Genomic DNA, 10872 nt, shown 5'->3' on the forward strand with positions numbered 1-10872 from the left:
TGGACATTGAAGACAGTGCTCCTGTCCCCGCGCACCGGTTCCATCACGGTCGGAGACATCCCCGCCCCCGAGGCAGCCGCTGGGATGGTGCTGATCCGCAACGAATGGTCGCTCATCAGTGCGGGTACCGAGCGGGCGACCGTGGCCACCGGCACCAAGGGGCTGATCGGCAAGGCGCGACAGCGACCCGACCAGCTGGCGCAGGTGTTCGACAGCGTGAAGCGCACGGGCCTCCTCGACACCTACCGGACCGTCCAGTCGCGCCTGGACCGCCCGGTGCAGCTCGGCTACTCCTGCGCGGGCACGGTGCTGCGCACGGGCGAGGGGATCGACGACATCCGGCCGGGGATGCGAGTCGCCGCAGCCGGGGCCCGCTATGCGTCGCACGCGGAGATCGTCGCCGTACCCCGCAACCTCGTGGTTCCCGTGCCGGACGGTGTGGACACCCGGTGGGCCGCCTTCGCCGCGGTCGGTGCGATCGCGCTCCAGGGCATCCACCAGGCCGATGCCGTGCCAGGTTCCCGCATCGCCGTCGTCGGCCTGGGACTGGTCGGCCAGATCACGCTGCATCTGCTGCGCGCCTACGGGTACGACGGGCTGGGCATCGATCCGGATCCGGCCATGGTGGCGCTCGCCGAGTCCGCCGGCCTCGCGGCCCTGCCGCGCGACGCCGACGGTCTGCCGGGGGCGGTCTGCCGGCGGTGGGCGAGCGGGGGCGCGGACGCGGTGCTCGTCACCGCCGCCACCTCCAGCTCCGATCCCGTCGAGTTCGCAGGTCGGCTCGCCCGCGACCGCGCCACGGTGGTCGTGGTCGGCGACGTCGGCGTCGCGCCGCCACGGTCGTCGTACTACCACAAGGAACTGTCGATCCGTTACGCGCGGTCCTACGGCCCCGGCCGGTACGACCCCCGCTTCGAAGAGCGCGGCCAGCCCTATCCCGAGGGCTACGTCCCCTGGACGGAACGTCGCAACCTCGCCGAGGTACTGCGGCTTCTGGCGACGGGTGCCGTGGACCTTTCCCTGCTCGACCCGCGGGTCTTCGGCATCGAGGAGGCCGGCCGAGCCTACGAGGCGCTGAAGCCGTCCGACACGGGGCGCAGCGTCGCCCTGCTGCTGCGCTACCCCGGAACCGCGCAGCTCCCGACGCCACCGGCGGCGCGGGCCGACAGCCGCACCTGGTCGGCCCCGCGCGGCACCCTGCGGATCGCGGCCGTCGGTGCGGGCAACTTCGCGACGAGGACGCTCTTCCCCGAGCTGAAGAAGGAACCCGGCCTCGCGTTCTCGTGGGTCGCCGGCGGGCGAGGGCTGTCGGCCGCACACCAGGGCCGGCGATGGGGTTTCCGCACCGTCGCCGAGACCGTCGATACCGGTCTCGCTTCGGGCGACGCCGACTGTGTGCTGGTGCTCAGCCGCCACGACAGCCACGCGCGCTACGCGGCGCAGGTGCTGCGTACCGGCGCAGCCTTGTACTGCGAGAAGCCACTGGGCCTGAGCGAGACGGAACTGGAGGACATCGCGGAAGCATGGCGGGAAAGCGGTGCCCCGGCGCTGGCCGGGTTCAACCGGCGCTTCGCCCCCGCGGTGCGAGACCTGCGCGCCGCACTCCCCCCAGGAGCCCCGCTCCAGGTCGTCTACCGGGTGTTCGCGGGCCGGCTCCCGGCGGACCACTGGTACTTCGACCCCCGGCAGGGCGGTCGGCTGCTCGGCGAGGTGTGTCACTTCATCGACACCGCGAACTTCCTGGCCCCCGGCAGGCCGGTCGCCGTGCGGACCGTCAGCGTGGACGCGAAGGACCCGGCCACCGCGCAGAGTCTCGTCCTCCAGCTCACGTACGACGACGGATCGGCCGCGTCCATCGTCTACGGAGGCCTGACTCCGCCCGGCGCTCCCAAGGAACTCCTCGAGGTGGCCTGTGACGGAGTGGCGTCCAGGATCGACGACTTCCGTTCGCTCACCGTCTGGAAGGGGGGCCGTCCGGCCACCAGGAAGTACCGGGGCGCGCCCAAGGGCCACGCGGCGGAGATGCGCACCCTCCTCCGTCTCCTGCGGGGCGGGCCCCTGGACGCGGAGACGGCGGCCGCCGCCGACTTCGCATCGGCGCTGCGGAGCTCACTCGTCACCTGCCTGGCGGCCCGCTCACTCACTGAGGACCGAGTCGTGGAGTGCGTCCCCGGCACACCGGCCCTGGCCACAGCACTGGGGGACCCGCCACCCCCTGCGGTCCCCGCCACCGAGGTGCCCGGGACGCAGGAGCAGACCGGTGGATCCCCTTCGACCACGGCAGCGTCCTGATGTGCGGCTTCGTCGTGCTGCTCAACCGAGCCGCGCGAGCCCGGCCGCGGCAGCCCGCCCCCTGCGCGTCGATCGCCCACCGCGGCCCCGACACGAGCGGGCACATGAACCTGGAAGGCCCGGACTGGCAGGCGGCGCTGTACTTCCGCCGCCTGGCCGTCGTGGATCTCGACCCGCGCAGCGATCAGCCCTTCGGTTCCCGCCGGCGCGGCGTGCTGGTCTACAACGGTGAGATCTACAACGTGCCCCACCTCCGCGATCTCCTCCGCAAGCGGCACGTGAGGTTCACGACGGAGGGTGACACCGAGGTCCTCTACGAACTGCTGCTCCAGCCGGATGCGCCACGCCTGCTCGACGAGGTGGACGGCATGTTCGCCTTCGCCCTGCTTCTGCCCGACGGCGAATTGCGCTACGGGCGCGACCGACTGGGCATCAAGCCCCTGTACGCCGCGTCCGACCCGTCGGGCCGTCTGGTGGCGCTCGCCAGCGAGATCGAGCCGCTGCGGGCCGCCGGCCTGGCCGGCGACGTCGATCCGGTGGCGGTGGCCCAGGGCGCCATGTTCCTGTGGACGCCGCCGCCGCGCACCGGCTGGCAGCGCGTGCGTGCCGTTCCGGCGGGGACGGTTCTGTCACGGCGCGCCCCCGAGTACGACGAGGCGTCATGCCGATGGAGCTCCGGTGCGGTGGCTGCGGTGGAGGACATCGGGGCGGCGGTGCGCGCATCGGTCGCCCGGCAGGTGCGTGCGGACGTGGCCGTCGGGTTGCTGCTCAGCGGAGGCCTCGACAGCACCTGGCTCGGAGTGGAGCTGGCGCGCGAAGGCTTCACCGGCCCGGCTTTCGCCGCCCGGCCGCACCGGGCGGCGGCCGGCACTGAGCCCTTCGAGGACGACGCTCCCTACGCCGCCAGGGTCGCCGATCGGCTGGACCTGCCATTGACCTGGGTCGACCTCGACATCGACGTGCTGCGCCGGATCCCGGAGCTGGTCGCCGTCATGGAGGTGCCGTTCGGGGACCCGGCAGCCCTCGCCCTCCTGCAGCTCTCCCGTGCCGCACGTGGTCGGGCCACCGTGCTGCTGTCGGGGCTGGGAGTGGAGGAGTTGTTCCTGGGCTACGAGCGCTACCAGGCTGTGCTGTTGCTGCAACGGCTCCCTGCTTGGGCACGCCCCGCCCTGGGGGCCACCACCTCGGTGCCGAGCCCTCGCCGCTTCCGGGGCCGCGCGGCCAAGTTCGGGCGGCTGCTGCAACTGGGCGCCCGGGACTGGTCGTGGGCGACGCAGGCGTACTACTCCGGGCGTGAATGGGCGTCATTGTCGCCGCTCGTCGGGCTCGACGCGGTCACAGAACGGCACCGTGAGGTGGCGGGAGCCGTCCTCGATGCGGGCGGGACGCCCCTCGCGGCGCTGGCGGAGTGCGACCGCCGGCTGTTCCTGCCGGGGCTGAACCTGCTGTACGGCGATCGTGCGTCGATGCGGGCGAGCGTCGAGCTGCGGGTTCCGTTCCTGGGGGAGCCGGTGGTGGCCGCCGCCCTCGGGGCCGTTGCGGAAGATCAGCTGAGCCTCGGCGACGGCAAGGCGCGCTTCCGCGCGGCTGCCGTGGCGTCCGGGGTGCCGGATTTCGTCGCCCGCCGTCCCAAGACGGGGTTCGGGGCGCCGGTGCGGTCGTTGTTGCGCGAGCACGGCGGTCAGCTGTGGTCCGAGGTACGGCGCTCCCCCCTGTTCGACGACGTCTTCGACCGGCGGACCGCCGATCGCATCGTCGCCGAGCATGTGCAGGGCCGGCACGACCGCGGACTCGCCGTGTTCGGGTTGCTGTGCGCTGCCGTGTGGTGGGACCGGAACGCGGCCGGGGGCGCCGGGCGGAGCGCGGAGGCCCTGGCCGGGTATCAGGCTTCAGCGGTGGGCTGACTCACGGGGGCGGGCGCAGCGGCCGGGCGGGGTCCGTCCGGCAGGGCATCGTGCAGGGCCGTCAGCGCGTCCAGGAGGGGAGCGGCACTCCAGCGGGGTGACTCCCACAGGGCGCTGTTCGCCCGGGAAACCCCGGTGGGCGTACCGAGGCCGGGGTAGCGGTGCGCGACGGCCGCGAGTACCGCGTGGGCGAAGTCCGCCGCGACGAAGCCGCGCTCGGCTGCCCAGGCCGCCATCCGCACCGCTGTCGCGTCGTTGTTCGGGTCCCGGCGGGGTCCTCCGTCAGCGAAGTAGCGGGGGAGCGGGCCATCGAAGAGATGCCGCAGGTAGTGGTTCACGCCCCGTTCGAGGGGGGCTCGGACGTCCATGCCGAGCAGCGTCGCCGCCTGGTCGAGGCGCAGCAACGTGTATCCGGTGTGGAAGCCGTCCACCCAGCCCAGGCGACGCCCCCGCCCGTACGGCCACGAGCCGTCGGGGCGTTGGCCGGCCAGGCTGACCTCGGCCGCACGGCGTGCGGAGTCCGCGAGACGGTCCGCCGAGGCGCCGGGCAGGACACCGGTGAGTGACAGCCGGGCGGCGAGAGCGGCGCCCATGAGGTTGGCATTGTGGACGAGGACGCCGCTGGTGGGGGTGTAGGTGAAGTACGTGCCGTTGTGCAGGTGCTCCAGCAGCCCGCGTGCCAGCGACCGTACGGCGTCGTCGTCGAGCGTCCCGGTGTCCAGGCAGCCCTCTGCGCAGAAGGTGGTCGCCACGAGGTTGGGGACGGTGGCCGGGTAGTACGCCCAGCGGGTCTGCACGTCGAACTCGTAGCGCCACAGCCCGGCGTAGCGCCCCGCCATCTGCTCGGCGGCCGTCCGGCGGCCCAGGCGGACGGCGCGCTCGCGCCACACCGGGGACGCGGAGAGCCGGGCGCAAGCGCTCGCCGCGCATCCCGTGGCCGTGGCGGTGCGCAGCGGGAGGATGCCCAGGACCGGCCGCAGGTCGACCGGGCTGCGTTTGACGGTCTGCAGCAGTGCCTGCCGGAGCACTCGATGAACGGCCAGTCGCCTGAGCGGACCGGCCAATCCGTCGTACGGGTCGGGTCCCGCCCAGTCGCGGGCGTCGGCCCACCGGAACAGCTGTTCCGCCCACGTGAGCACGTCCGTGGCGGCGCCGGAGGCGTCGGTGTGGGATGGCATGCGTCTCCTTCTGCTCAGTAGGCTCCCGCGCCCGTCATGACGGCCCGGACCGTTCGCACCAGCACCTCGAGGTCCGCGGACGGGGTCCAGTTGTCCACGTACCTCAGGTCCAGCGTCATCGTCTCGTCCCACGACAGGTCGGAGCGGCCGCTGATCTGCCACAGGCCGGTCAGGCCCGGCTTGACGGCCAGTCTGCGCAGTTCCACCTCGTCGTAGCGGGCGACCTCGTCCGGCAGCGGCGGCCGCGGACCGACCAGGGACATGTCCCCCCGTATCACGTTGAACAGCTGCGGCAGCTCGTCCAGAGAGCAGCGGCGCAGCACGCGGCCGACCCGGGTGATCCGCGGATCCCGGCGGATCTTGAACATTCGGCCGTCCTGTTCGTTGGTCCAGGCCAGTTGACACCGCAGACGTTCCGCGTCGGCGACCATCGTGCGGAACTTCGCCATCGTGAAGGGCACCCCGTCACGGCCGATCCGGGTCTGCCGGTACACAACCGGGCCCGGGGAGTCCAGGCGTACCGCCAGGGCGATCGCCGCGAACACCGGAGCGAGAAGGACGATGAGCAGCGCCGCGCCGAGCCCGTCGATCACCGTCTTCAGCAGAGCGGCGAAACCCCGCCTGAGCGGCGGGGCCACGTTGAGCATGGTGAGCCCGGCGACCGAGAAGACGCCCACCCGGCGCCCGGCGACCTCGGTCAGACCGGGTACGACGACGAGCCGGCACCCCTCGCCGTGCAGTGCCCAGGACAGCCGGCGCAGACGTGTTCCGGTCAGACCCGGTCCCGGTACGACGAGGACCGCCTCGACACGGAGCTGCCGGGCCGCCTCCAGCACCGGTGCGGAGTCGGCCGACATGCTCGATGGTGCCTCGGCGTCGAGGCGGGCGGTCACGGGAGCCGACGCACAGGATTCCCCGTCGCCGACCGGGCACACTCCGACGACGGCGAACTCGTGGTCCGTCCGCCGTGCCAGATGGCTGACCAGCCCGTCGACCGCGCTCACCTCCCCGATCACCAGGGCGCGGCGCACCGTGCGGCCGCCATGGCGCCGGGCGGCGAGATGACGGTGGATGAGCGCGTGCACGACGGCGCTCGTCGGGGCGCTGGGCACGAGGGCGGCGAGCGCGAGGAAGAAGGGGGACTCCTCACCCGTCGCCGCCCGGACCACCGCGAGCGTTCCGACCAGGACCAGCCAGTCCTGCAGCGCGGGGCGGAAGGCACCGTACTCGCCGAGGCGGCGTTCGGCGTAGCGGTTCCGCGAGGCCCGTACGAGGAGCCAGCACGCGGCGGCCACCGCCGCGTTGGCCACCGCATGCGCACCGCCCATCAGGGCACCGGCAAGGTACACCGGCAGGGCGACGCCGACCGCGTCACCGAGGACGGCGGCCGGTGTGTACCAGACGGCTTTGCCGGTGGGGCGTCCGGCCGGTGGCTGCTCCTGGACGACCTGTGTCCGCGGATGTCGTACCGCTGATACCTGGGGCTTGATCTTCCCTAACAGCCACATTTCGCCCTCCAAATGGCAAAACAAGGGACAAGCCGAGTGTGTACGGCCCCCGTCGGGGGAGCGCGGTGCGACGCTGGTGACGACGGTGAATCTCACCCGATGGGCAGATCGCATGCTGTGCTGATTCAGGCCCCCGCGAAGGCCGCGCCGACGGTCCCCTCGCCGTCTTCGCGGATCCGCGACGGGGCTCCCGGCCCCGGTACGACTACTCGTCCCCGCCGTACGCACGGCAGTGCCGACGGTCCGGGCGCACATGGCCTGAGGCACTGCTCGACCGCTGATGAGGAGCCTGACAGCCACCCGGCCCGGCAACGCCGGGGCCGCGACAGGGCGGACCTGTGAGCGAAGCGACGGCCTGCGCGCGGTGCTGGGGACAACTGGAGTACGGGCGGGTTCTTTGAGGGGCTGATCGGCGCGTCGTTCCATTTCAGCTGGCAGGAGGTTCGATGGGCTCCTGCATCTGCTGCTCAGGATGTTAGGCCGTTCTCCTGAATTTCAGGACTCTCTGCTGTAATTTCAACGTCCGTGGCAGATCCCGGGACTCGCGTGCTCTCCCTCGTACCGCCTCCCAGCGAACCGTCGCCCGCAGAGGCGGAGTTGCTGGGAGGCGAGCCGGGGCTGAGCGACGTGCTGTTGCTGCAACGCCGGTATGCAGGCGGGGCGGACGAGGAAGACGAGCAACTGTTCTTCATGGACGCGCTGGTCGAGTACCAGTGGGCGCGAGACGTGGCGGGCTTGGCGTCCTCGACGCTGGACGGCCTGACGAAACCGGTGATCGAGGTGTGCGACCACTACGGTGTGGTCCCGTGGCGGTTGACGCCGCGTCACGTCGACGCCTACTTCGCCGGGGTCGGCAAGCGCCAGGCGCCGACGGTGCGATCGAAGCTGAACCGGATCGACCACTTCTTCGCGTTCCTGGAGCAACGCTACGCGCACGAGATCTTTCGGCGGTTCGGGGCGGTGGTCGAGTCGCCGGTCGATCCGTTCAACCGACACGCACACCGCGGTGACTTCGGCCTTCGGGTGCCACCGTCGGCCCGGGCGGTCAACGAGTTCTTCGCCGGTTGGCGGCAGGAGCTGGCGCACGCACGCAAGGAGGCGGTGGCGTGCAGGGACTACGTGATGGCGAAGTTGATCTACATATCCGGGGTGCGGGCTTCGGAGCTGTGCCAGATGCGCATGAAGGACCTGCACTGGGAGGCCGGCGACTTCGGGCGGTTCGTGGTCCAGGGCAAGGGCGCCCGAGGGTCGGGGCCCCGGCAGCGAGAAGCGTTTCTGTTCGCCGAGGGACGTGAGCTGCTGTGGTGGTACGTGGAGGAAGTCCGCGGGTTGTTCTCAGACGACCCGGAGCACCCTGAGTCGCCGGTCTGGCCCTCGGAGCGCCTGGCGCGAGATCTTGGCGGCGTGCCGAACCCTGTCGGCCCGGCGGTGACAACGTCGACGCTACGGAAGGCCCTGGCGAGAGCCTCGGAGGCCCACCTGGCAGGTCCGGTCGAGCGGATCTTTCCTCATCTGCTTCGGCATGCTTGTGCCACACACCGTTACGAGGCGGGGATGTCGCTGTGGGAGGTGCAGAAGTTGCTCGGTCATGACTGGACGACGACCACGGTTCGGTACATTTTGTCCGCTCAGAGCGATCCAGAGATGGCCAGCCGACGTTCGTCGGCTCGGGCCGCACAACGCCTACGCGTAGACACGGGGGGTCTGTCGTGAAGTGGAACCTGCGGTGGGCGGCGGCCAACCGAGGCATCTGGAGGCCCAGTGACCTGATGCCCGTGTTCAAAGAAGTCGGCTTCACTCCGTCGGTGTCGAAGGTCTCCGCGCTCTGGTCGGGCACACCGGTAACGGTGCGGCTGGACGACCTGGACCTGATCTGCGCTGCCCTTCAGTGCACGGTCGCGGACCTGCTCGTCGCCGAACCTGTAGCCGGGAAGACGCCGGTGGCCCAGGACGAGGGGCTCGCGACGGCTGCGGGCGAGCCGCCCAGGCCGGTGCCGCGCCGGTCCACCGGGGCGGGGCGGCCCAGGTCACTCCCACCGAACTGAGGTGGCCCCAATACGAAAGCGCCCCAAGCGCCTGCCCTCGCTGGGGCAGTGCACCGGCTGCCTCGGCTGGGGGCTGCGGGTCCAGTCACCGTTCTGCTCCCCCTGCCACCAGTGGCGCTCCAAACGGAACCACCCGGAGGGCGAGTGCAGACGGTGCAAGCGGCTGTGGCGCATCAACGACGAAGGCTTCTGCCGGGCGTGCGTCGTAGCTGTCACCGAGTACGACGCGGCCTGGTACTTCGAACCCGCACGGGCCGCAGAGCAGCCGACATCGACCCAGCTCGCGTTCTGTCTGCCCGCTTCCGTCGGCCGGCCTGCCCTGCCCACCGGTACCTACCGCCTGCAGACTGACGGCCGCTACCACGCACCTGGCTGGGCACGCGCCCAGCGCCCCGCCCACGTCGTGGACGACGAGCGGATCTGTCCGCCGGCAGTGCGTGGACAGGTGGCCCTGTTCCCTGCGCCGTACCGGTTGCTGGAGCGCCACGCCGTCGCGATTCGCAGCCGATTCCAAGACGATCTGATCCGACTCAAACCGATGGTCGGTCAAGTGCAGGCCGAGCACTGCCTCGGGCGTGCCTGGCGCGTCAGTGCCATGAACATGTTGGCCCTTGCGCTGGCGGCGCGCGACGCGGCCGGCCAGGACGTGGTTGACGCCGCGATCCTTGACGCCCTGCCTCACCGGCCCGTCGGAGTCACTCAGGTCCTGAACAAGGCTGGCTGGCTCGCCCCTGACCTGGACCGTGAGGTGGTCCTGCTGCCGCACGCCCAGCGGGCCCGCCCCCAATCTCAGCCACGAAGTTGCGATCACTGCCTTTCGTGGGGCCGAAACCAGATATGCGACGGCTGTAGGCATTGGCGTCGCGTATACGCTGACCAGCAAGGATGCTGCGGTCGGTGTGGCGCCGGGCCGCTTCCTCTTCGGAACGGTCGATGCCGCGACTGCACTCGACAGCGCCTTCGCCTGGGACCTGACACCGACGCCTCTTCCTGGCGACAACTCCGGTTTGCCGGACCGTCCTTGGCGAACGGCAGCGCGGCCCGTCGCGAGCTCCGCGCGGATCGCCCAGAGCTCAGTCCGCCAGCCGTACTTGAAGGTCAGGTGACGATCTTCGAGGTCGAGCGGGACTGGCGCCCGCTGGCCGGAGCCCTGCTGCCGGCCCCGCTACCGCCGGTGAAGGCCCTCCTGGCGGACTTCGCCCGGTACACCTCCGAGAACCGCTGGCACCAGAAAGTCTACGAGCCGATGGCTCGGGTTCTACGAGTGGCCGCCACCTGGCTGGGCGCCGACACCGTCTTCCGCGAGGATGAGCTCCGGGCGCTGCACCGCGTGGCCGGTGGCAAGGGTCGTATTCGCGGGCTTCTCGCCTTCCTGGACCAACGCGAACAGCTCGTCACCTCGCCGCCGCGGCGCAACCGCCACGAGGCTTTCGTCCAGCGCACCATCGCCGCCTTCCCTCCACGAATCAGCGACGAACTCGGCACGTGGGTCGGGGTCTTGCGTGGCGCCAGCAGGCCCCACCACCGCGTCACCGACTACGCCACCCTGCGCCGCTACCTCATCTACCTGGCCGCGCCACTTGCTGCCTGGACCACCCGCTACACCACCTTGCGTCAGGTGACGGAGGCTGACGTCACAGCCGCTGTCACCGCGGTCAAAGGCCCACGCGCCCACGAGCGCGCTGTGGCGATCCGGTCGCTCTTTCGAGCCCTGAAACACGCCAAGCTCGTCTTCGTCGACCCCACCCGTGGACTCCGCATCACCCGTCAGGAACTGCTGCCCACAACTCTGGCACCCGACCGGTTGGCCGGGCTCTTTGAACCGCCCCGTGTCAGGTAGAGACTCGATTCCGTGAAAGGATTGAGTCATGGCACGACCCTCCCGTTACCCGCTTGAGCTGCGCCGTCGCGCGGTGCGCATGGTCGCCGAGGTGCGCGACGACTA

7 protein-coding genes are annotated in these 10872 nt (G+C 71.1%); 5 read left to right on the forward strand and 2 right to left on the reverse strand.

Features of this window, described 5'->3' with window-relative positions; genetic code table 11:
• Positions 1 to 15: 15 nt before the first annotated feature.
• Together JS756_RS33030 and asnB are read left to right on the forward strand one after the other, a co-directional pair.
• On the forward strand, positions 16 to 2292 hold the full coding sequence (locus JS756_RS33030) for a bi-domain-containing oxidoreductase (RefSeq protein ID WP_307791338.1): 2277 nt from the start codon (positions 16 to 18) through the stop codon (positions 2290 to 2292).
• A complete protein-coding gene (asnB, locus tag JS756_RS33035; RefSeq protein ID WP_240204724.1) occupies positions 2292 to 4196 on the forward strand; it encodes an asparagine synthase (glutamine-hydrolyzing) in 1905 nt (634 codons plus the stop codon). Before JS756_RS33030 ends, asnB begins: the two co-directional genes overlap by 1 nt.
• On the opposite strand, the gene JS756_RS33040 is transcribed toward asnB, so the two are convergent.
• Positions 4175 to 5374, reverse strand: coding sequence for a hypothetical protein (locus tag JS756_RS33040; protein WP_205386956.1), 1200 nt, complete (start codon positions 5372 to 5374; stop codon positions 4175 to 4177). The genes asnB and JS756_RS33040 overlap by 22 nt on opposite strands.
• Before the next feature lie 14 nt (positions 5375 to 5388).
• The gene (locus JS756_RS33045; RefSeq protein WP_205386957.1) at positions 5389 to 6882 is read right to left on the reverse strand and encodes a sugar transferase; all 1494 of its coding nucleotides are present in this window, start codon (positions 6880 to 6882) and stop codon (positions 5389 to 5391) included.
• A 546-nt stretch (positions 6883 to 7428) separates the two neighbouring features.
• Between JS756_RS33045 and JS756_RS33050 the strand changes: the two genes are divergently transcribed.
• The 3 genes from JS756_RS33050 to JS756_RS33060 all read left to right on the forward strand — a co-directional run bounded on the left by JS756_RS33050 (position 7429) and on the right by JS756_RS33060 (position 10767).
• Positions 7429 to 8595, forward strand: a complete 1167-nt coding sequence (locus JS756_RS33050) for a tyrosine-type recombinase/integrase (RefSeq protein ID WP_205386958.1) — start codon at positions 7429 to 7431, stop codon at positions 8593 to 8595.
• Positions 8592 to 8927, forward strand: coding sequence for a helix-turn-helix domain-containing protein (locus JS756_RS33055; protein WP_205386959.1), 336 nt, complete (start codon positions 8592 to 8594; stop codon positions 8925 to 8927). The genes JS756_RS33050 and JS756_RS33055 overlap by 4 nt, the downstream gene beginning before the upstream one ends.
• Before the next feature lie 1102 nt (positions 8928 to 10029).
• On the forward strand, positions 10030 to 10767 hold the full coding sequence (locus JS756_RS33060) for a hypothetical protein (RefSeq protein ID WP_205386960.1): 738 nt from the start codon (positions 10030 to 10032) through the stop codon (positions 10765 to 10767).
• The last annotated feature ends 105 nt before the right edge of the window (positions 10768 to 10872 follow it).

The sequence above is a fragment of the Streptomyces actuosus genome, assembly GCF_016921115.1.
Taxonomy (GTDB): domain Bacteria; phylum Actinomycetota; class Actinomycetes; order Streptomycetales; family Streptomycetaceae; genus Streptomyces; species Streptomyces actuosus_A.

Bases quoted from the DNA above. Each gene is read 5' to 3' on its own strand.
- asnB (WP_240204724.1), top strand. From the start codon at position 2,292: ATGTGCGGCTTCGTCGTGCTGCTCAACCGAGCCGCGCGAGCCCGGCCG.
- JS756_RS33040 (WP_205386956.1), bottom strand. From the start codon at position 5,374: ATGCCATCCCACACCGACGCCTCCGGCGCCGCCACGGACGTGCTCACG.
- JS756_RS33045 (WP_205386957.1), bottom strand. From the start codon at position 6,882: ATGTGGCTGTTAGGGAAGATCAAGCCCCAGGTATCAGCGGTACGACAT.